The sequence below is a fragment of the Achromobacter sp. MFA1 R4 genome, from assembly GCF_900156745.1.
Taxonomy (GTDB): Bacteria; Pseudomonadota; Gammaproteobacteria; order Burkholderiales; family Burkholderiaceae_B; genus Achromobacter.
Genome location: NZ_LT707065.1, coordinates 2429726 through 2453158, shown reverse-complemented (window position 1 = coordinate 2453158; position 23433 = coordinate 2429726). Strand labels below are relative to the sequence as shown.

26 protein-coding genes are annotated in these 23433 nt (G+C 66.4%); 14 read left to right on the top strand and 12 right to left on the bottom strand.

Going from position 1 to position 23433, the window contains the following annotated elements:
• Positions 1-3: 3 nt before the first annotated feature.
• From BXA00_RS11225 to rsmB, 3 genes are read right to left on the bottom strand one after another with little or no spacing between them, the layout of a single operon-like run.
• The gene (locus tag BXA00_RS11225) at positions 4-2319 is read right to left on the bottom strand and encodes an ATP-binding protein (protein WP_076518562.1); all 2316 of its coding nucleotides are present in this window, start codon (positions 2317-2319) and stop codon (positions 4-6) included.
• Positions 2316-2906 (bottom strand): DUF4390 domain-containing protein, encoded by a 591-nt coding sequence (locus BXA00_RS11220; RefSeq protein ID WP_083714243.1) that lies wholly within the window; start codon positions 2904-2906, stop codon positions 2316-2318. The genes BXA00_RS11225 and BXA00_RS11220 overlap by 4 nt, the downstream gene beginning before the upstream one ends.
• Before the next feature lie 39 nt (positions 2907-2945).
• Positions 2946-4283, bottom strand: a complete 1338-nt coding sequence (gene rsmB / locus BXA00_RS11215; protein ID WP_076518561.1) for a 16S rRNA (cytosine(967)-C(5))-methyltransferase RsmB — start codon at positions 4281-4283, stop codon at positions 2946-2948.
• Between the two features lie 96 nt (positions 4284-4379).
• On the opposite strand from rsmB, the gene BXA00_RS11210 reads away from it, so the two are divergent.
• Entirely contained in the window at positions 4380-5012 is a 633-nt protein-coding gene (locus tag BXA00_RS11210; protein WP_076518560.1) for a LysE family translocator, read from the top strand.
• Positions 5013-5106: 94 nt separating this feature from the next.
• Here the strand turns inward: BXA00_RS11210 and BXA00_RS11205 are convergent, their stop codons facing one another.
• Together BXA00_RS11205 and BXA00_RS11200 are read right to left on the bottom strand one after the other, a co-directional pair.
• On the bottom strand, positions 5107-5532 hold the full coding sequence (locus BXA00_RS11205; RefSeq protein ID WP_083714242.1) for a hypothetical protein: 426 nt from the start codon (positions 5530-5532) through the stop codon (positions 5107-5109).
• Positions 5520-6257, bottom strand: a complete 738-nt coding sequence (locus tag BXA00_RS11200; protein WP_076518558.1) for a LysM domain-containing protein — start codon at positions 6255-6257, stop codon at positions 5520-5522. The genes BXA00_RS11205 and BXA00_RS11200 overlap by 13 nt, the downstream gene beginning before the upstream one ends.
• A 276-nt stretch (positions 6258-6533) precedes the next feature.
• Here BXA00_RS11200 and BXA00_RS11195 point away from each other — a divergent pair, with 276 nt between their 5' ends.
• Entirely contained in the window at positions 6534-6779 is a 246-nt protein-coding gene (locus BXA00_RS11195; RefSeq protein ID WP_076518557.1) for a DNA-binding transcriptional regulator, read from the top strand.
• Between the two features lie 148 nt (positions 6780-6927).
• Positions 6928-8274 (top strand): 30S ribosomal protein S12 methylthiotransferase RimO, encoded by a 1347-nt coding sequence (gene rimO, locus BXA00_RS11190; protein ID WP_076521908.1) that lies wholly within the window; start codon positions 6928-6930, stop codon positions 8272-8274.
• A gap of 92 nt (positions 8275-8366) precedes the next feature.
• On the opposite strand, the gene BXA00_RS11185 is transcribed toward rimO, so the two are convergent.
• Positions 8367-8927, bottom strand: coding sequence for a bacterioferritin (locus BXA00_RS11185; protein WP_076518556.1), 561 nt, complete (start codon positions 8925-8927; stop codon positions 8367-8369).
• A gap of 236 nt (positions 8928-9163) precedes the next feature.
• Between BXA00_RS11185 and BXA00_RS11180 the strand changes: the two genes are divergently transcribed.
• From BXA00_RS11180 to BXA00_RS11160, 5 genes are all read left to right on the top strand, one after another.
• Positions 9164-9754, top strand: coding sequence for a TIGR00730 family Rossman fold protein (locus BXA00_RS11180; protein ID WP_076518555.1), 591 nt, complete (start codon positions 9164-9166; stop codon positions 9752-9754).
• Positions 9755-9789: 35 nt separating this feature from the next.
• Positions 9790-10356, top strand: a complete 567-nt coding sequence (locus BXA00_RS11175; protein ID WP_076518554.1) for a hypothetical protein — start codon at positions 9790-9792, stop codon at positions 10354-10356.
• 67 nt (positions 10357-10423) lie between these two features.
• The gene (locus BXA00_RS11170) at positions 10424-11050 is read left to right on the top strand and encodes an HAD hydrolase-like protein (RefSeq protein ID WP_076518553.1); all 627 of its coding nucleotides are present in this window, start codon (positions 10424-10426) and stop codon (positions 11048-11050) included.
• 12 nt (positions 11051-11062) lie between these two features.
• Positions 11063-11689, top strand: a complete 627-nt coding sequence (locus tag BXA00_RS11165; RefSeq protein ID WP_076518552.1) for a pyridoxamine 5'-phosphate oxidase family protein — start codon at positions 11063-11065, stop codon at positions 11687-11689.
• Positions 11690-11702: 13 nt separating this feature from the next.
• Positions 11703-12224 (top strand): class IV adenylate cyclase, encoded by a 522-nt coding sequence (locus BXA00_RS11160; protein WP_076518551.1) that lies wholly within the window; start codon positions 11703-11705, stop codon positions 12222-12224.
• A gap of 19 nt (positions 12225-12243) precedes the next feature.
• Here BXA00_RS11160 and fmt read toward each other — a convergent pair whose 3' ends face one another.
• Positions 12244-13191: a methionyl-tRNA formyltransferase gene (gene fmt, locus BXA00_RS11155; RefSeq protein WP_076518550.1), complete on the bottom strand. Its 948-nt coding sequence runs from the start codon at positions 13189-13191 to the stop codon at positions 12244-12246.
• A 16-nt stretch (positions 13192-13207) separates the two neighbouring features.
• A complete protein-coding gene (def, locus tag BXA00_RS11150; RefSeq protein ID WP_076518549.1) occupies positions 13208-13720 on the bottom strand; it encodes a peptide deformylase in 513 nt (170 codons plus the stop codon).
• Positions 13721-13951: 231 nt separating this feature from the next.
• On the opposite strand from def, the gene dprA reads away from it, so the two are divergent.
• The 3 genes from dprA to BXA00_RS11135 all read left to right on the top strand — a co-directional run bounded on the left by dprA (position 13952) and on the right by BXA00_RS11135 (position 16550).
• Positions 13952-15064 carry a DNA-processing protein DprA gene (gene dprA, locus BXA00_RS11145; protein WP_076518548.1) on the top strand — a complete coding sequence of 371 codons (1113 nt, stop codon included), beginning with the start codon at positions 13952-13954 and terminating at the stop codon, positions 15062-15064.
• A 93-nt stretch (positions 15065-15157) separates the two neighbouring features.
• Positions 15158-16066, top strand: coding sequence for a hydroxymethylglutaryl-CoA lyase (locus BXA00_RS11140; RefSeq protein ID WP_076518547.1), 909 nt, complete (start codon positions 15158-15160; stop codon positions 16064-16066).
• Positions 16067-16076: 10 nt separating this feature from the next.
• On the top strand, positions 16077-16550 hold the full coding sequence (locus BXA00_RS11135; RefSeq protein WP_076518546.1) for a hypothetical protein: 474 nt from the start codon (positions 16077-16079) through the stop codon (positions 16548-16550).
• 24 nt (positions 16551-16574) lie between these two features.
• Here the strand turns inward: BXA00_RS11135 and BXA00_RS11130 are convergent, their stop codons facing one another.
• Both BXA00_RS11130 and BXA00_RS11125 read right to left on the bottom strand, forming a co-directional pair.
• Positions 16575-17591, bottom strand: a complete 1017-nt coding sequence (locus BXA00_RS11130; protein ID WP_076518545.1) for an amino acid ABC transporter substrate-binding protein — start codon at positions 17589-17591, stop codon at positions 16575-16577.
• A 203-nt stretch (positions 17592-17794) separates the two neighbouring features.
• Positions 17795-19036, bottom strand: coding sequence for a PLP-dependent aminotransferase family protein (locus BXA00_RS11125; protein ID WP_076518544.1), 1242 nt, complete (start codon positions 19034-19036; stop codon positions 17795-17797).
• A 226-nt stretch (positions 19037-19262) separates the two neighbouring features.
• On the opposite strand from BXA00_RS11125, the gene BXA00_RS11120 reads away from it, so the two are divergent.
• The 3 genes from BXA00_RS11120 (at position 19263) to BXA00_RS11105 (ending at position 22463) form a co-directional block, all read left to right on the top strand.
• Complete coding sequence (locus tag BXA00_RS11120; protein ID WP_076518543.1) at positions 19263-19982, top strand: YggS family pyridoxal phosphate-dependent enzyme; 720 nt, start codon at positions 19263-19265, stop codon at positions 19980-19982.
• Positions 19983-20143: 161 nt separating this feature from the next.
• Positions 20144-21112 (top strand): tripartite tricarboxylate transporter substrate binding protein, encoded by a 969-nt coding sequence (locus tag BXA00_RS11115; RefSeq protein ID WP_076518542.1) that lies wholly within the window; start codon positions 20144-20146, stop codon positions 21110-21112.
• A gap of 122 nt (positions 21113-21234) precedes the next feature.
• A protein-coding gene (locus BXA00_RS11105) for an IS3 family transposase (RefSeq protein ID WP_092582907.1) occupies positions 21235-22463 on the top strand; the annotation gives its coding sequence in 2 pieces (ribosomal slippage) (positions 21235-21582 and positions 21585-22463; 1227 coding nt in all).
• Between the two features lie 82 nt (positions 22464-22545).
• Here the strand turns inward: BXA00_RS11105 and BXA00_RS11100 are convergent.
• The gene (locus BXA00_RS11100) at positions 22546-22941 is read right to left on the bottom strand and encodes an Hsp20/alpha crystallin family protein (protein ID WP_076518541.1); all 396 of its coding nucleotides are present in this window, start codon (positions 22939-22941) and stop codon (positions 22546-22548) included.
• A 29-nt stretch (positions 22942-22970) separates the two neighbouring features.
• Positions 22971-23414: an Hsp20/alpha crystallin family protein gene (locus BXA00_RS11095; RefSeq protein WP_076518540.1), complete on the bottom strand. Its 444-nt coding sequence runs from the start codon at positions 23412-23414 to the stop codon at positions 22971-22973.
• Positions 23415-23433: the final 19 nt, after the last annotated feature.

Below are 23433 nucleotides of genomic sequence, written 5' to 3'. Positions count from 1 at the left end.
CACCTATTGCGTAGCCGCATTATCCTTTTCTTGCGCGGTCGCGTCCATAGTGTCGGCCCCCGGCGCCAGCCGGGTCAACAGGATGGAAATCCGCGCCCCTCCTTCCTTGCGGTTTGCAAGGTCGATACGCCCGCCATGCTCTTCCACGATCTTGCGGACGATTGCCAATCCTAACCCAGTCCCGTGGGACTTTGTGGTTACGTAGGGCTCAAACGCGCGCTGCATCACCTGCGGCGGGAAGCCCGGGCCGGTGTCCGCCACCGTGAAACGCAGCGCCTGATGGGCCACGCGATCGGGCTGCTCGCTGCGCATGAGCTGGGTCGTGACGCTGACGCGGCCCTGCCCGCCCATTTCCGCGATCGCGTCGCGGGCGTTGGAAAGCAGGTTGTGGATCACCTGGCGAAGCTGGGTCGGATCGCCTTCGATGTCCGGCAGGTCCGCGCCCAGGCTCACATCCAGATTCAGGGCCTTTCCGGTCAGGCGCGGCGAGGCGCCGTCGGGCTCCCAGCCGTAGAGCGACAGCACGTCCGCCACCAGCGCGTTGAAGTCGATGCGCTGCATGACGGCGGGCGGCGTGCGGGCGTACTCGCGGAAGTCGTCCACCATCTGCTTGAGCGAAGCCACCTGATTGACGATGGTATTGGTGGAACGCTCGACGATCTGCGCCTCGGCGGGGGGCAGCTTGCCCTCCAGCTTCATGGCCAGGCGCTCGGCCGACAGCTGGATCGGCGTGAGGGGATTCTTGATCTCGTGGGCCAGGCGGCGCGCCACCTCGCCCCACGCCACCGTCCGGTTGGCGGAAATCACTTCGGTGATGTCGTCGAACACCACCAGATAGCCGTTGCCGCGCCCGTCCACGCGCAGATGCGTGCCCCGCGCGAGCAAGGTGAGCGGCTGGGAGGGCGCCGCCCCCTCGCCCTGCGCGGGCGCGATCTCGAACTGCTGCTGCCAGTGCTGGCGCTCGGAGCCGACCGCGGCGTGGGTGGAAAAGGCCTGCCGCACGATGTTGGCGAATTCCAGCATGCCGTCCGCGGTCTCGAGCGGGCGGCCGATGACCGAACGCAGGTCCGCGCCCAGAATGGTCTGGGCGCCCTGGTTGACCGTGGTGACGCGGAACGATTCGTCAAACACCAACACGCCGGAGGACAGGTTGGACAGCACGCTTTCCAGGTAGACGTTGGAACGCTCGAGCTGCTGGCGGTTGCTTTCGACCATGCGGCGCGCCTCGTCGAGCTGGCGCGTCATGGCATTGAACGAACGGGTGAGCTGGCCGACTTCGTCGCGTTCGGGGGGCTCGGGCAGGGGCCGGTAATCGCCCACGCCCACCGCCTGCGTGCCGCCCGCCAGGCTGAGCAGCGGGCGCACCAGGCGCTTGGACAGGGACAGCGCCACCGCGATGGCGCCAAAGGCCGCCAGCAGCAGCGCCAGCGTCAGCGTAATGCCGTAAAGCTTGCGCAGGCCCAGGCGCGACAGCGCCAGTTCCTGGTAATCGCGAAAGCCCTGCTGAACCAGGTTGGCATTGTGCGCGATCTGTTCGGGAACCGGCTGCAACAGTTGCAGCCAGCGCGGCTCGGAGGCCGGGCCGAGCAGGTTGTCGTAGCGGTCCGGGCCGTTCAGCGGAATCACCACGCGCAGGTGCAGGCCGCCTTCCGCGCCCGCCGTGACCGGATCGTCGGCTTCCGCCGCGGAATAGCCGCGCGCCAGCCGCAACTGGTTCATCACGGTGGGCGGCGGCGCGGCGGGCAAAAGCTGCCCGTACTGGCTGGTGGAAAACGCCACCATGCGCCCGCTGCCTGTGAACACCATGGCCTCCTGCACGCCATTGGCCTCGCGCAGCCGCGTCAGCGCCAGCGTCACGCCGCTGTCGGTGCTGCGGTTCAGTTCCATCGCCATCGAGCGGGCGCGCGCGTCCAGGTCCGCCAGCAGCGAGTCCAGGGCGGCCCGGCCCAGGTTCAGCCCGGCCTCCAGCGCGGTGTCCACACGGACGTTGAACCAGGACTCGATCGAGCGCGACATGAACTGCACCGACACGGTGTAGATGAGCGCGCCCGGCACCACGCCGATCAGCGCGAACGCCAGCGAAAAGCGCGCGGTGAGCCGCGCGCCGAATTGCCGGCGCCGGATCTGCCGCGCCAGCCGCACCGTCAGCGCGACCACCCAGACAAAGAGCGCCAGCGCGAAAATGCCGTTCAGGACCAGCAGCGTGTCGTAGTAGCGCGCAAAGCGCGAGGCGTTTCCGGTGGACCAGGCCAGCAGGCCCAGCAGCGCCAGTCCGCTCACGGCGCCCACCATCAGCGCCAGCCGAAGCAAAAGCCTCATGAGGGGTCTTTCTCCTTGTCGCCCAGCATGAACGAGAAGTCCATCCACGGGGTCGCCTGGGCCCAGGAACTGCTGTTCAAGGCGTTCACCTGGAACGGCCTGGGCAAGAGCGACGTGTCCAGCCGCAGGCGCAGCTGCCCATCGTATTGCACACCCACGTCGAAATCGCCGGCGTCCGCGACCCGCCAATTGCGGATGTGGCGGATGAGGCTCATGGCGTCGTCCAGCGAGGCCACCGGAAAGGACAGCTCGCCCACGCCCGCGCGCCACTGGCGGGTCAGCGCGTTATAGACCACGCGCCAGGTGCGGGAGGTGTCCACCAGCGACTTGTCGAACCAGTACCAGCGCTCCTGGGTGATGGTGAGGTCGGCCGTGAAATACAGGGCGACGCCGCGCTGGGCGGCATCCCGCAACTGCTGGTTGAGTTCGAACTCAATATCCGCATCGATTTCGAGGTTGCCGTCGCGCACCATCGGATCCACCCGCGTCACGCGGGCTTCCGAAGCATGAGCCAATCCACCCGGCGCGGAGGAAAGCAAGGCAGTTACCAGCAACAACCCAAGAAATAAGCGCGAAATAATGGACATACGGCACCGGAACTACGTCATGACCCTATTCTTGGGGATTCAGGACTGCTTGGCAAACAAGGCGTAGAAAAATCCGTCGTGTTGCGCCGCGGGTGTTGCATCGACAGCAACAGGCAGCAATTGGCCGGGGGCATCGAGCCGCGTCGCATCCGGGTGGCGCTGCAGGAACTCCAGGGCCTGGCGGGTGCCTTCGATGGGGAAAACCGAGCAGGTGACGTAGAGCAGCCGGCCGCCGGGGGCCACGGTGGTCCACAGCGCATCCAGGATCCGGGTCTGCAGGCTGGCGGTGCGGCGCAGGTCGCTTTCGCGGCGCAGCCAGCGGATGTCGGGGTGGCGGCGCACGATGCCCGACGCCGTGCACGGCACATCCGCCAGCACCGCGTCGAAGGGCTTGCCGTCCCACCAGGCGTCCAGGTCGGCGGCATCGGCGGCCTTCAGCCGGACATGCTCGCCGGCCAGGCCCAGCCGCGCCAGGTTCTGTTCCACGCGGACCAGGCGGTCGGCATCGGCGTCCAGGGCCAGCAGGTCGATGTCGGCGAGCTCCAGCAGGTGCGCGGTCTTGCCGCCGGGCGCCGAGCAGGCGTCCAGGACCCGCATGCCGTCGGCGGGCGCCAGCAGTTCGGCCGCGAGCTGCGCGCCCGCGTCCTGCACCGACCACCAGCCCTCGGCAAAGCCAGGAAGCTGCACCACGGGCTTGGGGGTGGCGAGCACCACGCCCGACTGGCCCACGGGCTGAGCCGCCAGGCCGGCATCCTCGAACGCGGCCAGCACCTGTTCGCGGGTCGCGCGCCGGCGGTTGACCCGCAGGGTCAGCGGGGCCGGGACATTGGCGGCCGCCAGGATCTCGCGCCATTCGCGCGGATAGGCCACGGCAAGCAGCTTGACCCACCAGCCGGGATGGTTCCATTGCGCTTCGGGGCTGTCGGCCACCGCGGCCTCCAGCGCGGCGCGTTCGCGCAGGAAACGACGCAGGCAGGCATTGAGCATGCCTTTATAGGACGCAAGGCTGCGCGAGCCGGCCGCCGCGGTCACCGCCTGGTCCACGACCGTATGCGGCGCGTAGACCGGCATGCCGGGCAGGCTTTCGGCCGCGCCGCCCGCTTCCTTAAGCAGCGTCAGCGACACAAGCAGCAGGGATTCGAAAAACACGCTGGGATAGCGCTGCACCATTTCGCGGCCGACCGCGTCGGCCCAGCCCAGATAGCGCATCGCATGGAACGACACGGCCTGCGTGGCCGGCCGCAAGGCCGGATCGACGTCGGCCAGCGCCTCCGTGAGCGACCGGCCATCCAGCACGCCCTCGACCACCCCCGCGCTGGCAAGAAGGACGGATGAGAGCGGAGGAGCCAGATGGGGAGTATCGGAACGCGTGGACATTGGTGCGAAATCAAAGAGTAAGACCGCTATGGTAGCCCGGACCTGGACGGACGGCGGCGGTCGCGGCACACTGGCTCCCTGTCCCGGAGGCCCTCCATGACCCTCGCCACCCTGCTGCTGTTCGTCCTGGCTTCGGCCGTCACCATCATCACGCCCGGCCCCACCGTGCTGCTCGCCATGAGCAACGGCTCGCGCCACGGCGTGCGGGCGGCCTGCTGGGGCATGGGCGGCGCGGTGCTGGCCGACCTGGTCCTGATCGGCGCGGTGGCCTGCGGCCTGGGCGTGGTGCTGGCCGCCTCGGAGGTCGCCTTCCAGATCATCAAATGGGCCGGCGCGGCCTATCTGGCGTGGCTGGGCTGCAAGCTCCTGCGGTCGGACGCGGCGCTCACGCTGCCTTCCGAGGCGCCCCGCGACGCCCGCCCGGCGGGCCTGGCGCTGGGCCTGCGCAGCTTCGTCGTCGCCCTGACCAACCCCAAGGCCCTGCTCTTCATGTCGGCCTTCCTGCCCCAATTCATCAATCCCGCCGCGCCCCTGCCCGCCCAATACGCCCTCCTGGCCGCCGTCATGGCGCTGATGAACATCGCGGCGATGCTGGCCTATGCGGCGCTCGGCGCGCAGATGGTGCGCGCCTTCCAGACAGGCGGCCTGCGCTGGCTGAACCGGGTCTGCGGGGGGCTGCTGATCGGACTGGCGGGGACGCTGGCGCTGTACCGGCGGGCGGCGCCCTGAGACCGGCTGGAAATTCCGATAAACCTTGCCCCAAGCGCCCGATGGGGCGGCGATCCCTGATGCCGCCCCCTGGGCCCGCGCAGTCGTCCCTCTGCTAGTCTGGCCCTGTCATCAGACAGGACAATACTTGGCGGTCCGGCAAAGAAGAATTTTTCCAGTCCGGCAGCTCCCGGTTGCGGAATCCTTCCAGGGACTGATAACCGCTCACATTCCAGTTGTATCGACCTGCCTGTTCCAGCTCAACGACGGAATAACGGCACAACCGGCTCCGCTCCTTCAAGCGCAAGACCACACGCCTCTGGCCATTGGAGGCGTTCTTCTCGAGAATCTCGTACTGGGTTGGCTTGCAGATTGAATAGGTCGAATTCCACTCGACGGTCCCGGCGCGCAGGAATAGCGCGCCGGAACAGGCTCTGCCGGTTCCTTGGAAAACGCCCGCCATGATTTCATCGGCAGCCATCGCCGGACCGGGCAGGTTTCCGATCATCAACCCAAGCATTAAGGCGGTTAATGCGCGCATACGGCTGCCTTTCCCTGCCTGATCAGCGCCAGGGCATAGTCAAGTTTCCTGGAATACATGGAATCGCCCACGTTGTAGTACGTTGCGATGCTTGATGTCGTGATCAATTTCCAGCCAATAATGACTTTCTTCATCGACGCCCGCTGATACTTCAAATATTGGCCTGGCATAAGAACCACAGCGGTGGGGTTTAGCTTGCGCATGATTTCTTCGGTACTTCCGTGTGCTTTGGCAAGCTTTGCCATGCTGTCGCCCGCCTTCACCCTCACTTCATAAATTGCCAAGTCAGGGCCGGGAACGCTCCTCATCGCGTAATTGGCGATACGCATCAACAAACAACCCGTTCCGGCCCGAATATTGTGTACCGGATCAGTCGTCGCGCTGCTTATTGACAATTGTTTCTGCCACGCGAGGGGCAATATCAGATCGCCGCCTTCGCGCCCGGACAATAGTGCTTTCAATCCCGGATCACCTGGATTTCCGATTTGCATCGGATTGGTCGCCCATTTTTTGCTTTCCGCACCCGTCTCGACCCAAATCATTGCTTTGATGAGCTGCCAATCGAGCGATCTGAAGCCAGGAGTGGTGGAAAGATGACGGTTGTACTCGTTGACGGCCCTTTGTACTTCGCAGTCCCATTCATTCCATTTGACGTCGCCCACCGCTCTATTGATGCCATCCTGCCATTTTTCCAGTCCACTCTTTCGTCGCGCAACCACCTTCATTTCAATGCCCCTATAGATGTAGGGCCAAATGTGATGGAAAAGAAAGCTCAGGTCGATCAGCGCCGTCCGAATTCGCCATCATCCGGCAACGCTCATGGCCCAGATGGTGACCGGCGTTCCTGCTTCCGGGCAGCGCGGCCCGAGCCGAGCCTGCTTCACCTGCCTACGGCAATGCCGTATAATCCCGCGCTACTGCGCCCTCGCCCACGGTGCGCCCGTCTGCCTGGAATCGGTGGGCGGAGAAATCGCCGCGCCGTCCATCCCATTGATTGAGTCATGAATAAGGCTGTCCAGCCTGCCCGGTCCGTCCGGTGGCAGGCATCGCATATCAGCGAAGCGCGCAATCGCGTCGGCCTGCCGCAGGCGGATTTCGCGGCGTTGCTGGGCGTGAGCGTGCGCACCTTGCAGGATTGGGAGCAAGGCCGGCGCAACCCCTCGGGCGCCGCGCAGACATTGCTGCGGGTGGCCATGCTGTATCCGGAAACGCTGCGCGACCTGACCTCGCAGGACGCGACGGCCTGATCCCGACCCTTTGACGATTACCCCGCCGCACCGCCTATGCCCGTGCGCGAACCTACGGTGAACCAGATTGGAAATTCTTGAACGATCCCGGCCCGGCAAAGGCGCCGGCAGCGCCGCCAGCAACGGCAACAGCTCGACCCTGGACGCGATCGCGACGGCGGCGCAAGGAGCGGCTCCCGGCCGCGCGCCCCGCGTGGGCTTCGTGTCGCTGGGCTGTCCCAAGGCCCTGGTCGACTCCGAACGCATCCTGACCCAGCTGCGCACCGAAGGGTACGAAGTCACGCCCGAATACAACGACGCGGACGTCGTCGTGGTCAACACCTGTGGGTTCATCGACAGCGCCAAGGCCGAATCGCTGGAAGCCATCGGCGAGGCCATCGCCGAGAACGGCAAGGTCATCGTGACCGGCTGCATGGGCGTCGAGGAATCGGTGATCCGCGACGTGCATCCCAGCGTGCTGTCGGTGACCGGTCCCCAGCAATATGAAGAGGTGGTGCGCGCCGTGCACAGCGCCGCGCCGCCCAACAAGGACCACAACCCGTACGTGGACCTGGTGCCGCCGCAGGGCGTCAAGCTCACGCCGCGCCACTATGCCTATCTGAAGATTTCGGAAGGCTGCAACCATCGTTGCAGTTTCTGCATCATCCCCTCGATGCGCGGCGACCTGGTCAGCCGTCCGGTGGGCGACGTGCTGAACGAAGCCGAGCGCCTGGTGAAGGCGGGCGTGAAGGAACTGCTGGTGATCTCGCAGGACACCAGCGCGTATGGCGTGGACATGAAGTACCGCAGCGGCTTCTGGAACGGCCGCCCGGTCAAGACGCGCATGACCGAGCTCTGTGTGGCCCTGTCCGAAATGGGCGTGTGGACGCGGCTGCACTATGTGTACCCGTACCCGCACGTGGACGAGGTGATCCCGCTGATGGCCGAGGGCAAGATCCTGCCCTACCTGGACATCCCCTTCCAGCACGCCAGCCCGCGCATCCTGAAGGCGATGAAGCGCCCGGCCTTCGAAGACAAGACGCTCGCGCGCATCAAGCGCTGGCGCGAGATCTGTCCGGACCTGACGATCCGCTCGACGTTCATCGTGGGTTTTCCCGGCGAAACCGAGGAAGACTTCCAGTACCTGCTGGACTGGATGCAGGAGGCGCAGCTCGACCGCGTGGGCTGTTTCCAGTATTCGCCGGTCGAGGGTGCGCCCGCCAATCTGCTGGACGATCCGGTGCCGGACGACGTCAAGCAGGACCGCTGGGAACGCTTCATGGCGTTGCAGCAGACCATCTCGACGCAGCGCCTGGCGCGCAAGGTCGGCCGCGAGATCGACGTGCTGATCGACGAAGTCGACGAGGACGGCGCCGTGGGCCGCAGCGCGGGCGACGCGCCGGAAATCGATGGCTGCGTCTACGTCAGCTCGGACCAGCCCCTGAAGGCGGGCGACATGGTGCGCGTGCGCGTCACCGATTCCGACGAATACGATCTCTGGGCCGACGCGATCTGACTTCGAAAAAAAACGCCGGCCGGCGCGTCAACACGCGCCGGCCGGCGTTTTGACCGGCGGCTCAAGCGGCCGCGCGGACGGTCACTGCCTCATCACGACTTGGCCAGGAAGTCCGACAGGTCGTCGGCGTGTTCCTCTTCCACCGCCAGGATCTCCTCCAGCAGGCGGCGCGTGGTGGAATCCTGTTCACCGATGTATTCGATCATCTGGCGATAGCTGTCGATGGCGATGCGCTCGGCGATCAGGTTTTCCTTGATCATCTCTTCCAGCGAATTGCCTTCGACGTATTCCGAGTGGCTGCGCTCCAGCAGGCCCTTGGGCGACAGGTTCGGCTCGCCGCCGAGCTGCACGATGCGCTCGGCCAGCTTGTCGGCATGTTCCTGTTCCTGCGCCGCGTGCTCGGCGAATTCCGCGGCGACGGGCTCGGCGTTCAAGCCGCGAGCCATGAAGTGGTGGCGCTTGTAGCGCAGCACACAGACCACCTCCGTGGCCAGCGCTTCGTTCAGCAGCTTCAGCACGGTTTCGCGATCAGCCCGATAGGTATCGGTGATGGCGCCGGACTCGATGTCCTTGCGCGCCTTGGCGCGGATCGCCTGCACATCCATATCGAAAGGACGCTTGGCCTGCTGCGGGGTGCGGGTTGCTTGTTCCATATCGTAGGCTCCTCATAGTCCGTGAAAGCAGCACGACGCTGGACTTCCAGTCGTATTAGCAATCCCCAGTCTACCGGCCGTGCCGGAACATGCTGTGTCCAAACATTGCCCGCATCGCGGGTTCGACGGCGCCGCGCCCGGGCAAGGGTCCCTCTCAACCTTGCGTAAACTATCGGCTTCGCGAAAAGGCGGCGTGACGCAATCTGTAACGCGGCCGGCCCTCTGACCCCTTGTTTATGAATCTCAAGAATATCTGCGTGTATTGCGGTTCCAACCCCGGCACCCGGCCGGACTACGTCGAGCAGGCGCGTGTGCTGGCCCGTGAACTCGTCAAGCGCGACCTGGGCCTGGTGTACGGCGGCTCGGTGGTCGGCATCATGGGCGTGGTGGCCAACGAGGTGCTGGCCGCCGGCGGCCGCGTGATCGGCGTGATCCCGGAACTGCTGCTCAAGAAAGAACAGGCGCACCTGGGGCTGACGGAGCTGCACATGGTGCAGAACATGCACGAACGCAAGGCGATGATGATGGAGAAGGCCGACGGCTTCGTCGCCCTGCCAGGCGGCGCCGGCACGCTGGAAGAGTTTTTCGAGGTGTGGACCTGGGCGCAGCTCAACATGCACCAGAAGCCCTGCGGATTGCTCAACATCGCGGGGTATTACGATGCCCTGATGCAATTCATCAACCACTCCGTGGAAGAAGCATTCATCCGTCCCCAGCATCGCGACATGCTGGTGGTTGAGGAAGACCCCGCCTTGCTGCTGGATCGCTATGCCATTTACGAGCCGCCCAACATCACGAAATGGTTCGATCCGGTCAGAAAGCCCTGACCCCTACTCCTGACACCTGAACGGAAGCCCTCGCAATGCCCACCGATTCGTTGTTCCCCGCCTGCACCGAGTCCGTATTGCGCGACTATTTTCACGCCAAGGACGAGAACCGCCCGCATTACATGGCCCGCGCCTTCGCGCCGGACGCCGTGCTGAAGATGGCGCTGCGCACACAGGCCATCGCCTTTCCGCCCGAGTCGCACGGCCTGGCCGCCATCACCGATACGCTGGTGCGCAAGTTCGGCCAGACCTACGACAACGTCTACACCTTCTTCCTGTCGCGTCCCGACGCGGACGCGCGCCTGCCCGATTACCAGTGCGACTGGCTGGTCGGCATGACGGAGAAGGCCACCGGCAACGTGCGCGTGGGCTGTGGCCGCTACGACTGGGTATTCCAGCCCGACCCGTACCGCGCCAAGCGGCTGACCATCACGATCGAAACCATGGTGACCCTGCCGCCCGGCGACACGGCGGCCGTGTTCGGCTGGCTGCTGGCGCTGGACTACCCCTGGACGAGCGCCGCGCGCGTGGTGGCCGGCGCGCCGCCGCTGGAAGGCCTGGCGCCGGTCGTGCACTATCTCCTTCACCCGCACGGCGTTTAGGGACTGCGCGGGGCGCCTGCCAGCGTGCACGGCCCCTGCCCAGCCTGCCGGCACTGGATTGCAAGAATTGAAATACGACATTGCTGCATTCGACTTCGACGGAACCTTGGCAGACACCATGCCGTGGTTCAACACCATCCTCAACACCGTCGCGGACAAATACCACTTCCGCAAGATCGACGCCTCGGAACGCGAAGCCCTGCGCAGCCGCGATGCCGGCGAAATCCTGAAGTACCTGAACATTCCGCTATGGAAGCTGCCGGCGATCATGACGCACGTGCGCACGCTGATGCAGGAGATCGATCCCAGCGTCCAGCTCTTCGACGGCATCCCGGAAGCGCTGGCCCGCCTGAAGGCGAGCGGCCTGCGGCTGGCGGTCGTCAGCTCCAATTCCGTCGAGAACGTCAAGCGCGTGCTGGGCGAGCCCACCGCGGCGCTGTTTGACGACTACGAATGCGGCACCGACCTCTTCGGCAAGGCTGCAAAGATCGACCGCCTGCTCAGGCAGCATGGCACGGCGCCCGAGCGCTTCCTGCTGGTGGGCGACGAAATGCGCGATATCGACGCCGCCCGCAAGGCCGGCGTGCGGGTCGGATCGGTGGCCTGGGGTTATAACCATGTCGACGCCCTGCGCGGCCGTGGCCCGGACGAGCTGTTCCTGACGGTCGCAGACCTTTCCAACGCCCTGGCATAACGCCCCGTACCCATGCACATCGACCCCGCCCATCTGATTACCGACGCCCTCGCCCTGCAAGCGCTTTACGGTTCGCCCGGCGAAGCCTCCCTGAAAAAGGAAGTGGACCATGTGCACCCGCACTACCGCGCGTTCATCGAGGCCGCGCCCTTCGCGCTGCTGGCCACGGCGGGACCGGACGGGCTGGACGCCTCGCCGCGCGGCGACCCCGCCGGGTTCGTGGTGGTGCAGGACGAAAAGACGCTGCTGCTGCCCGACCGCCGCGGCAACAACCGCGTGGACAGCCTGCTCAACGTCATCGCCGATCCGCGCGTGGCGCTGCTGTTCCTGGTGCCAGGCGTCGGCGAGACGCTGCGCGTCAATGGCACGGCGCGCATCAGCGTGGACCCGGCGCTGCTGGCGCGCTTCGAGATGGACGGCAAACTGCCGCGCTCCGTGCTGATCGTCGACGTGCACACCGTGTATTTCCAGTGTTCCCGGGCGCTGCTGCGCTCGCGCCTGTGGGATCCGCAGACGCAGATCGCGCGCACCGCGCTGCCCAGCGTGGGCCGGATCCTCTCCGACCTCACCGCCGGCACCTTCGACGGCGTCGCCTACGATCGCGACCTGCCGGCCCGCGTCGCCGGTTCACTCTACTGACCAGGAAACCGGCATGGCGCGCAATGTGGAAATCAAGGCGCGGGTCGATAGCCTGGAGGCCATCGTCCCCCTGGCTGCGGCGTTGTCCGGCAAGGAGCCCGCCCGCATCGACCAGGACGACACGTTCTTCGCATGCGCGACCGGGCGGCTGAAGCTGCGCGCCTTTGCGAACGGCACGGGCGAGCTGATCTTCTACCAACGCGCCGACGATACCGGCCCCAAGGAAAGCTTCTACGTCATCGCGCCCACGGACGCCCCCGACGCGTTGCGCGACACGCTTTCGCACGCCTATGGCGTGACCGGGCGCGTCAGGAAGCACCGGACGGTATTCATGGCCGGACGCACGCGCATCCACCTGGACCGGGTGGAGGGCCTGGGCGAATTCCTGGAGCTGGAAGTCGTGCTGCGCGAGGACGAGACCGTCGAGGCAGGAATGGAAGAAGCCCGCACGCTGATGGCCGGGCTGGGCGTCGCGCCCGAACAGTTGCTCTCGGGCGCCTACGTGGATCTGCTGGCGGCTACCCGCCAGGGGTGAGCCGGGCGGGCGGCACCGCTCAGGCCGGCTGCCAGCCGCGCACGAACACATCCACGGGCTGGCGCTTGCCGCCGGCCTTCTGCAGCTCCAGCAGGCGCAGCACGCCCTGGCCCGTGGCGATGTCGATCCCTGCCGCGTCCGCGCGCAGGACGCTGCCCGGCGCGGCCGTGGCGGTCTCGTCCAGCGCCTGGGCGCGCCAGACCTTCACGGCATCGGGCAGGCCGGGCAGGCGGATGCTGGCGCCGGGCACGGGATTGAAGGCCCGCACGCGGCGCGCCAGCAACGCGGCCGGCTGGCTGCAATCGAGCGCGGCTTCGGCCTTGTCCAGCTTGGCCGCGTAGGTCACGCCCGCTTCGGGCTGCTTGCGCGGGGTCAGGCCACGGCCACCTTCGGCCAGCGCGGCCAGCGCCTCGACGATGGCTTCGCCGCCCGCCACCGCCAGCGCGTCATGCAACTGCGCCGCGTTGGTCTCGTCCGAAATCGGCACGATGCGTTCGAGCAGCATGTCCCCCGTATCCAGCCCCTGGTCCATCTGCATGATGGTGACGCCGGTGCGCGCGTCGCCGGCTTCGATGGCGCGCTGAATCGGCGCGGCCCCGCGCCAGCGCGGCAGCAGGCTGGCGTGGATGTTCAGGCAGCCCAGGCGCGGCAGTTCCAGCACCCATTGCGGCAGGATCAACCCGTAGGCGGCCACCACCATCACGTCCGGCGCCACACTTTCCAGCAGTTGGCGGGCCTCGGCGGCCTCGTCGGGATAGCGGCCGTCCAGCCGCAGGCTGCGCGGCTGGGCGACGGGGATGCCCGCCTCCACGGCCGCCTGCTTGACCGGGCTGGGCGTGAGCTTCAGACCCCGCCCCGCGGGGCGGTCCGGCTGCGTCATGACGAGTGGGATTTCGTGGCCGGCCGCCCGCAGGGCGTCGAACGCGATACGGGCGAATTCCGGGGTACCGGCAAAGACGATGCGCATGGGGTTAAGGGCCGACCTACGCGCGCAGGGCTTCGCGCTCGGCCTTCTTGAGCTTGGTTTTGATGCGGTTCTGCTTGAGGTTAGACAGGTATTCCACGAACACCTTGCCTTCCAGGTGATCCAGCTCGTGCTGCACGCACACGGCCAGCAGGCCATCGGCCTCGAACTCGAACGGCTTGCCGTCGATGTCCAGCGCCTTGCAGCGGATGCGCGAGGCGCGTTCGACTTCGTCGTAGATGCCGGGAACGGACAGGCAGCCTTCTTCGTAGATCTTGTAGTCGTCGCTGCGCCAGGTGATCTCGGGGTTGATCAGGGTCAGCAGTTGATTGCTGTCCTCGGACACATCGATCACGACGACGCGTTCGTGCACGTCGACCTGGGTTGCGGCCAGGCCGACGCCAGGCGCGTCGTACATGGTTTCCGCCATGTCGCGCACGAGCTGCCGGATGCGGTCATCGACCTCGGCGACCGGCTTGGCCTTTTTGTGCAAGCGCGGGTCCGGGTAGCGAAGGATGGGAAGTAAAGCCATTGAAAGGGGATCGCCAGAGTGATGCGTACACGAGAGTTTAATTCATTAGAGTATTGATTTCTAATAGTTTTCGGCTAATTCGGGGATTGCGGACATTGCCTCGGCACGCTTTTTTTCACAGGCGGCGCCTTGCCTTGCCGGTCCCGCGCGTATCGATCCACCCCGCCGCCGCCGGCCTGCCCGGCACGTGCGACACTCTCGGACCCACGACGCCTTTCTCGCGCCCGTTCCATGCCGCTTACGCAATCCTCCGACGAACTGTCCGCCTGGCTGCGGCTGTCCCTCGAACCGAATATCGGTTCCGCCACCGCCTGCATGCTTCTGAGCGCGCTGGGCCTGCCCGAGCAGATCTACGCGCAACGCGCCACGGCGCTTGCGCGCCATGTGCCTGACGCGCTGGCGCGGCAATTGGCGGCGCCCATGCCGGCGGACATGGCCGAGCAGGTGGCGCGCGCGCTGGAATGGGTGCAGGCCCCCGGCCGCCACATCCTGACCCTGGCCGATCCCACCTATCCGCAAAGCCTGCTGACGATCGCCGATCCGCCGATCCTGCTCTACGTGGCGGGCGATCCCGCGTTCCTGCAGGGGCCGTCCCTGGCGGTCGTGGGCGCGCGCAATGCCACGCCGGGCGGACAGGAAAACGCGCGCGCCTTTGCCCGGCACCTGGCGGCGAACGGCTGGCGCGTCGTCAGCGGCCTGGCGCTGGGCATCGACGCCGCCGCGCATGAAGGCGCGCTGGATGCCGGCCCCGACGGCGCCGGCACCGTGGCGGTCATGGGCACGGGCATCGATCGCGTCTACCCGGCCAGCCACCGCGACCTGGCGCACCGCATCGCGGCGCATGGGGCGCTGGTGTCCGAACTGCCCCTGGGCACCGGCGCGCGGCCCCAGCACTTTCCCAAGCGCAACCGCATCGTCGCGGGCCTGGCGCGCGGCGTCCTGGTGGTCGAGGCCGCCAAGCAAAGCGGGTCGCTCATCACCGCCCGGCTGGCGGGCGAGAGCGGCCGTGAAGTCTTCGCCATCCCGGGCTCGATCCATTCGCCGCTGTCGCGCGGCTGCCATGCACTGATCCGCCAGGGCGCCAAGCTGGTGGAGACCGCCGCGGACATCACCGACGAACTGGGCGGCGGGCCATCGCCGGCGCAGGCCCCGCGCACCGAGCCGTCCCCCCCTCGCGCCGCCCATCCGGTGCTGGATGCGCTGGGCTACGACCCGCTGCACCTGGATGCCATCCAGGCGCGATGCGGGCTCGATACCGCCGTGCTGCAGGCGCAACTGCTCGACCTGGAATTGCAGGGCCGCATCGCCCGGCTGGACGATGGCCGCTACCAGCGTTTGCACTAGGGCCGCAGCGGCGCCGCATGCGATGGCGCTAATATGGGCGATGGCGCCGCGGCCTCGCCGCGCCGGTCATCCAATACCGAAACAGGAAGAGACATGGCATTGCCCTCCCGCGTAAAGATCGTCGAGGTGTCGCCTCGCGACGGCCTGCAGAACGAAAAGGAATTCGTCCCCACCGACATCAAGGTCGAACTGGTCAACCGCCTGAGCGCCGCGGGCTTTCCCAACGTGGAAGCCGCCTCGTTCGTCTCGCCCAAATGGGTGCCGCAGATGGCCGACGGCGCAGACGTGATGGCGCGCATCGAGCGCCGCCCCGGCACCATCTACTCGGTGCTGACCCCCAACATGAAGGGCTTCGAAGGCGCACTGGCCGCCCGCGCGGACGAAATCGTGATCTTCGGCGCGGCGTCCGAAGCCTTCTCCCAGAAGAACATCAACTGTTCCATCGCTGAATCCATCGCGCGTTTCGAACCCGTGGTCCAGGCCGCCCGCGAGGCCGGCATCCGCGTGCGCGGCAGCATCAGCTGCGCGCTGGGCTGCCCCTACCAGGGCGAAGTTCCCGTCGAAGCCGTGGTGGACGTGGCGCAACGCTACCTGGCGATGCAGGTCGACGAGATCGACGTGGCCGACACCATCGGCGTGGGCACGCCCAAGCGCGTGCGCGAAGTGATGGCCGCCGTGACCCGCGTGGTCGACCCGGCGCGCGTGTCCGGCCATTTCCACGACACCTACGGCCAGGCGCTGGCCAACATCCTCGCGGCGCTGGAGACGGACATTTCCATCTTCCACACCTCGGTGGCCGGCCTGGGCGGCTGCCCCTACGCAAAGGGCGCCACCGGCAACGTCGCGACCGAAGACGTGCTGTACATGCTGCGCGGCCTGGACATCGACACGGGTATCGACTTCGACGCCGTGGTCGACATCGGGCAATGGATGTCGGGACACCTGAACCGCAAGGGTTCCAGCCGCGCCGGCAACGCCATCGCCGCCAAGCGTGCCGCCTGATCCGGTCCGCATGACCACGCCCAATGCCGACCCCGCGCCCGAAGACCTCCCGGCGCTGCTCCGCGCCATCGGCCCGCTGCCCCTGTCGGGCCAGGCCTGGCCGGACTGGGTGCGCATCCTGACCTGGGTGCTGCTGGCGATCCTGGGCGTGCAGGTCGTAACCACCGCGATCCGCGCGCCCGCACAGCCCTTCGATACGCTGCTGGCGGTGGCGGTGGTGCTGTGCTTTGTTGCGCTGCTGTTTGTGTCCTGGCACATGCAGACGTCCATCACCACCATCGACGAACACGGCCTGCGCCAGACCTGGTTCACGCGGCGCGAAGTGGCATGGGAAGACGTGCGTTACGCGCGCTTCGTGCCCATGGTGTTTTCAAAGCGGCTGGTGGTGTTCACGCACCGCGGCAAACCGGTGATCTTCCAGGGCGGCACGCGGGAACTGCGCGCCGCCTTCGTGAAGATCGCGCAGGTTTATCGGCGCGGATAGGCAAAACGAAACGCCCCGGGTTCGTCAGCGGATCGGCAGCGCGTACATCAATCCGCCCTGCGTCCATTGCGCATTCAGGCCGCGCTTGATCTTGAGCGGACTGCCCTCGCCCACGTTGCGCTCGAAGCTTTCGCCGTAGTTGCCCACCTGCTTGACGATGTTGTAGGCCCATTTTTCATCCAGCCCCAGGTTGGCGCCGCTGCCGGGCGTCACGCCCAGAATGCGCTTGATGTTGGGGTTGGCGCTTCGGGTCTGCTCGTCGACGTTGCGCGAGGTCACGCCGTACTCTTCGGCTTCGATCATGGCCGACAGCGACCAGCGGACGATGTTGAGCCAGGCGTCGTCGCCCTGGCGAACGAAAGGCCCCAGCGGCTCCTTGGAGATGATCTCGGGCAGCACCACGTAGTCGTCCGGATTCTGCAGCTTGGAGATGCGGATCGACGCCAGGCCCGACGCGTCCGTCGAGAACACGTCGCAGCGCCCGGAGGCGAAGGCATTGACCACTTCGTTGAAGGTCTCGATGACGACGGGCTTGTACGTCACGTTGTTGGCGCGCGCCCAGTCGGCAAGGGTGTTTTCGTTGGACGTGCCGGTCTGCAGGCAGATCGTGGCGCCGTTGATCTCCTTGGCGCTCTTCACGCCCAGCGACTTCGGCACCAGGAAGCCCTGGCCATCGTAGAAATTGATGCCGGCGTGGATGATGCCCAGCGCCGTGTCGCGCTGCTGCGTCACGGTGGTGTTGCGCGTCAGCACGTCGATCTCGCCGGATTGCAGCGCGGTAAAGCGCTGCTGCGAATTGAGCGGCACCACCTTGATCTTGTCCGCGTCGCCGAAGACCGCCGCGGCCACCGCGCGGCACAGGTCCACGTCCAGGCCCTGCCACTTGCCTTGCGCGTCGGGCGCGGAGAATCCCGCGAAGCCCGTGGTCGTGCCGCAAGCCACGGCGCCGCGCTGCTTCACGACGTCCAGCGTCGCCGCCTGAGCGCCCTGCGCCGCCGCCAACAACAGCGCCGCGCCTACCCACCCTTTTGCAATGTTCATGACCTGGATTCCTGTTCTGCTACCGGGCGCGAACGCGCGCCGAGGCAAGCAGCTTATCGACATGAAGCGCCCCCGCCAAATAACAGGCGCTTATTTAGGTATGCCGGGGTATGCCGAGGCATGCCCAGCCACGCCGCCGGCTCGGGCCGGCGGGCATGATCAGGAAGGATAGCAATGCGAGGCAGGCGCGACGCTGCGCGAGGTCAAGCCGCCAGCGAAATGGACACCGGCTCGTTGGCCTGGCACGCGTCCAGCGCGCGGCCCAGACGCACCATGCCCTGCGCGATCTGGCTTTCGTTCATGGTCGCGAACGACATGCGCATGGCGTAGAGGTCCGCCTGCGCCGCGTCGGCGTAAAACGCCTTGCCGGGTACGTAGACCACTTCATGCTCGATGGCATACGGCAGCAGGCGCGTGGCGTCCACGTCGCCCGTCAGGCGCGCCCAGAAGAACATGCCGCCCTCGGGCTTGCTGAACGTGATGCGGCCGTCGAGCTCGCGCGCCAGGGCCTCGGCCATGGCCGTGCAGCGCAGTCCATAGGCGGCGCGGATGCGCGGCACGTGTTCGTCGTAGCGGCCATTGGCCAGGTACTGCGCCACGATTTCCTGGATCCAGGCCGAGGACGCCATGTCGTCGGCGGCCTTGGCGCCGACGCAGCGGCGGCGGATCTCCGGCGGGGCGACCAGCCAGCCGATGCGCAGCGCCGGGGCCATGGTCTTGGACATGCTGGCCAGGTACACGGCCCAGTGGCGCGCCTCGCCTTCGGCCAACGCCGCGATGGGCGGCACGGCTTCGCCGGCAAAGCGCAGCTCGCTGTAGGGATCGTCCTCGACGAGGAGGAAGCGATGCTTGACGGCCAGTTCCAGCAGGCGCAGGCGGCGCTGGCGCGAGATGGTGGCGCCGCAGGGATTGGAGAACGAAGCGACGACGCACACCATCTTGGGCTTCACGCGCGCAGCCAGCTCGTCCAGCGCATCCACGTCGATGCCGTCGGGGCCGGAGGGCACGGTGTGCACCGTGGCGCCCGTGTAGCGCAAGGCCTGCACGGAATTCGGGAAAGCCGGCGATTCGATGATGGCGTGGTCGCCGGGCTGCAGCATCACGCGCGTGAGGAGCGCCAGCGCCTGCTGCGATCCGCCCGTCACGGCGAGTTCCGTGTCGGCGTTGCAGACCAGGCCGCGCGCCGCGGACAGCCGCGCCAACTCATGCCGCAGGCTGGCCTGGCCGTCGATGTTGGAGTACTGCAGGCACGTGCCCAGCCGGGCCATGACCTGGGAGGACGCGATCGACAGGCCGTCGACGTCGAACAGCTCCTGCGCCGGATATCCGCCGGCCAATGAAATGGTGCCCGGACGCATGGCGTAGGGCATGAGCGATCGGATGGGCGAGGCGGGGGGATTCAGGAACGGCGTGGCAAAGGCGTATTCGGGCGCTGCACTGGACATGGCGGAAGGGCTGAGTAGGAGGGGGGGAACGTGTCGCCCGAATGGGCGGCGCCGGACGGCATAGAACTTTGAAATATAAACAAATCTCCGCAAATTCTAAGCCTGCCGCTCTGACAGGGTCAACGACAGGGTCACGGGCGCGGCCAGCGCCTGAAACCGCCCGCGTGGCGGGAGGTGCGGAGCACGTCCTACACTATGGGACATCCCGTTTTTGCCAGAGAGCTGCATGATCGCCGAAGACACCATGGCCGGGCGCCTCGCCCGGATCCAGCAACGCATCCGAGAGGCCTGCGAGCGCGCCGGCCGCCGTCCCGACAGCGTGACCCTGCTGCCCGTCAGCAAGACCTTCGGCGAGGACGCCCTGCGCGAGGCCATGGCGCTGGGCCTGACCCGTTTCGGCGAGAACAAGACGCAGGAGATCCGCCAGAAGGCCGTCGCGCTGGCGGGCCACGGGCTGAAATGGGTGCTGATCGGCCACCTGCAGACCAACAAGGCCAAGGATGCCGCCCGCGACGCCGCGGAAGTGCAGTCCCTGGACCGCGTCGAACTGGCCGAGGCCCTGCACCGCCGCCTGCAAAACGAGGGCCGGACCCTGGATGTGCTCGTGCAGGTCAAGACCTCTCCGGAACCCAGCAAATACGGCATGGCGCCCGAAGACGTGGCCCCCTTCCTGCGGCGCATCGCCGCGGACTTTCCCACGCTGCACGTGCGGGGGCTGATGACGCTGGCCATCAATTCTCCGGATCCGGCCCAGGTGCGCGCGTGCTTTCGCGCGCTGCGCGAACTGCGCGATCGCCTGGCGCAGGAGCGCATTGCCGGCGTATCGCTGGACCGCCTGTCCATGGGCATGAGCGGCGACTTCGAACTTGCCATCGAAGAAGGCTCGACCGAAGTGCGTATCGGCTCGGCCATTTTCGGCGCACGCAGCTATCCGGACCCGCAATAAGCGGCTTGCGCGGGCATGGGCATTTGACGGGGCCCAAAGCGCGGCCCCCTTTTTGCGTAGGCGCAAGGCATAATAGCGACGCAAAAAAATGCGGCGCAAAGTTGACGTCGATCAACGACGCGGGCGCCGCGCTCACGACACCCCGCACGAGGAGACACTCCATGCACAAGCATGCAAAGCGCCTGCTGGCGCTTGCCGCCCTGTCGCTGGCCGCCACCGCGGCCTGCGCCCAATCCTGGCCCACGCAACCGATCCGCTGGATCGTTCCCTATCCCGCCGGCGGCGGCACCGACGTGGTGGCGCGCACGGTGGCCAGCAGCCTGGAAAAGACGCTGGGCCAGACCATCGTGGTCGAGAACCGCCCCGGCGCGGGCACCATCATCGGCGCCACGGCCATCGCCCAGGCGGAGCCCAACGGCTACCTGGTCGGCACGGCCGACTCGGGCACGCTGGCCTTCAATTCGTCGCTGTACGCCAAGCTGTCCTACGATCCGGCCAAGTTCACCTATATCGGCGGGATCGCCAAGTTCCCGTTGCTCTTGGCCGTGAACGTCAACTCGCCGTACAAGACGGTCGAAGAGGTGATCGCCGCGGCCAAGAAAGACCCAGGCAAACTGACGTCGGCTTCGGCCGGCGCGGGCTCGCCGCATCACCTAGCGCTGGAACTCTTCAAGCAGCGCACGGGCGCCAACGTGCTGCACGTGCCGTACAAGGGCGCCGCGCCCGCCATCCAGGACCTGCTGGGCGGCCAGGTGGACATGATGTTCATCGACCTGGGCTCGGGCCTGCCCAACGTCAAGGCCGGCAAACTGCGCGTGCTGGCTGCCGCCACGCCGGATCGCGTGCCGGTGCTGCCGGACGTCCCGACCATGGCCGAACAGGGCGTGGCCAACTTCACGGCGTACGCCTGGCAAGGCCTGGTGGGCCCCGCCGGCCTGCCGGAAGCGGTGGTGAAGAAGCTGTCGGCCGACCTGGACGCCACGCTCAAGTCGCCGGCGGTGTCGCAGAAGATGCTGGACATGGGCGTCATTCCCATGCCGATGTCGGCCCAGGACTTCAAGGCCTATTCCGAACAGGAGCGCGCCGCCTGGGCGGACGTCATCAAGAAGGCGAACATCAAGCTGGAGTGACGCCCCCGGCGTCACCCTGCCTTTCGCGCAAAAGCCGCGGTCCGACGACCGCGGCTTTTTTTCGCAGGGTGACCCGTCCTGGAATTGGTTGACACCTTTTTGAGAGAAAAAGGGAGAGTCAATTGGAATCAAGGATCAAGCGCACCCAGCGGGACTACAGCCTGGCTTTTAAACTGTCCGTTGTCGAGCAGGTGGAAAAAGGCGAGCTGACGTACAAAGAGGCTCAGCGCCGCTATGGAATCCAAGGTCGGTCGACGGTGCTGGTGTGGCTGCGCAAGCATGGTCGGCCGGGACTAAGCGGCTGGAGCCTGCCGACGGTCAGAGGAGTGGACATGGATCGTCAAGGCAAAGTGCTTACCCCCGAGCAGCGGATCAAGGAACTGGAGATTCAGCTCAAGGAAGCCCGCGAGAAGGCGCAGTTGTTTGAGGCCGTGGTCAATGTGTTGGAGAAGGATTACGGGGTACGCGTCGTAAAAAAGCCTTTGGGCAAGTCCTCACGCAAAAGCTCGTCCAAGGGCTGAGCGTGGCAAGGGCTTGCCGTTACATGGGCCATAGCCGCCAGGCGTATTACAAGAGCAGGCATAAAGAGCGCGAGCGCCAGCAGCAGGCATGCCAAGTGGTATCAATGGTCACCGCGCTGCGGGTACGTCAACCGAAGTTGGGTACGCGCAAGCTGCATCACGTGCTGGGCCAGCCGCTACGCGAGGCGGGGATCAAGGCCGGGCGCGATGCGCTGTTCGACATCCTGCGCAGCGCCCGGATGCTGGTGCGGCCGCGCCGGGCGTATCACAAGACCACAGATAGCCATCACCGCTTCCGACGCCACCCGAACCTGCTCAAGGCAGGCGAAGGCCAAGTGGTGCCGACGGGCCCCGAGCAGGTCTGGGTAGCCGACATCACCTACCTGCCGACCGCCCAGCGGTGCACCTACTTGAGCTTGGTGACTGACGCCTACTCGCGCAAGATCGTGGGGTACCACGTGGCAGAGAATCTGCAAACCGAGGGGGTGCGCCGCGCACTGGAGATGGCGCTGCGCTCGCGGCGCTCGAGCCAATCGCTGGTGCACCACTCGGATCGAGGAATCCAGTATTGCTCAACGTACTACCAGCGCCTGCACGCGCGGCACGGCATCCGTTGCTCAATGACTGACGGCTACGACTGCTACCAGAATGCCTTGGCAGAACGGGTCAACGGCATCCTGAAGGGAGAGTTGTTGCTCCACAGGCCCGCTGATCTGGCCCAAGCCCGGCTCATGGTCAAGCAGTCCGTCGATATCTACAACACCGAGCGACCGCACCTGTCCCTACAATGCAAAACACCCGATGAAGTTCATCGGGTGTTCAGTCCGTAGCCTGCTACGGATACCGTGCCGTAGGTGTCAACCTATGGCAGGACGGGTCAGGGGCGCCGCCTCGCGGCGCCCCGCTCCGGGCTCAGCCCGCCACGACGGGAATTTGCCGCGGCTGCGCCTCGCGCACGCGCGGGATGCGCAGCGTGAGCAGGCCCTGTTTCAGGCTGGCGCTGATCTGCGCGCGATCGAACTCCTGTCCCAGGCGGAATGCCCGGCGAAAGAGCGGCGCGCGCATTTCGCCCAGCACCAGCCGCAGGTCGCTGGGCGTCTCCACCGACGCTTCGCCCTCGATCTGCAACACGTCGGCTTCGACGTTGATGCGCAGCCTCTCCTTGGATACGCCGGGCAGGTCCGCCAGCAGGGTGATGCCTTCCTTGTCTTCGTAGATATCCACGGCCGGCACGGTCACGCCGCGCGCATCGCGCTTTTCGGAAACCGCCCCTTCCGCGGGCACGGTCAGGTCTTTGCGTTCATTCATGATCGATACTCCTTTGCGGTTTTAGGGGGTTACTGGACGGCGACGGTACGGGGCTTGGCCGATTCCTTGCGCTTGATGGAAATGGCCAGGCAGCCGTCGGTGTAGCGCGCCTGCACGTTGTCGGGGTCCGCATCCGCGGGCAGTTCGATCACCCGCGTATAACGGCCCTGGGCGCGTTCCCGCGCGTAGTAACGGGCGCCCTCGGGCAGCTCCTGCGGCTTGCGTTCGCCGCTGATGGTGAGCAGGCTTTTTTCGATCGATACGTTCAGGGCGTCCGGCTCCATGCCGGGCACGAAGGCGACGACCTCGATGGAGTCGCCCGACACGCCGACGTTGACCGGCGGAAAGTAGGCCTGCGGCGTGGCGCGCAAGGCAGCGGGCACGCCCGCGCCGCGCAGCACGCGGCCCATGTGTTCCTGGATGGCGTCGAACGCGGTCGCAAAGCCGCTGTCGCTGAATGGAAAGTTGCTCATAAGGGTCTCCTCGAATGAA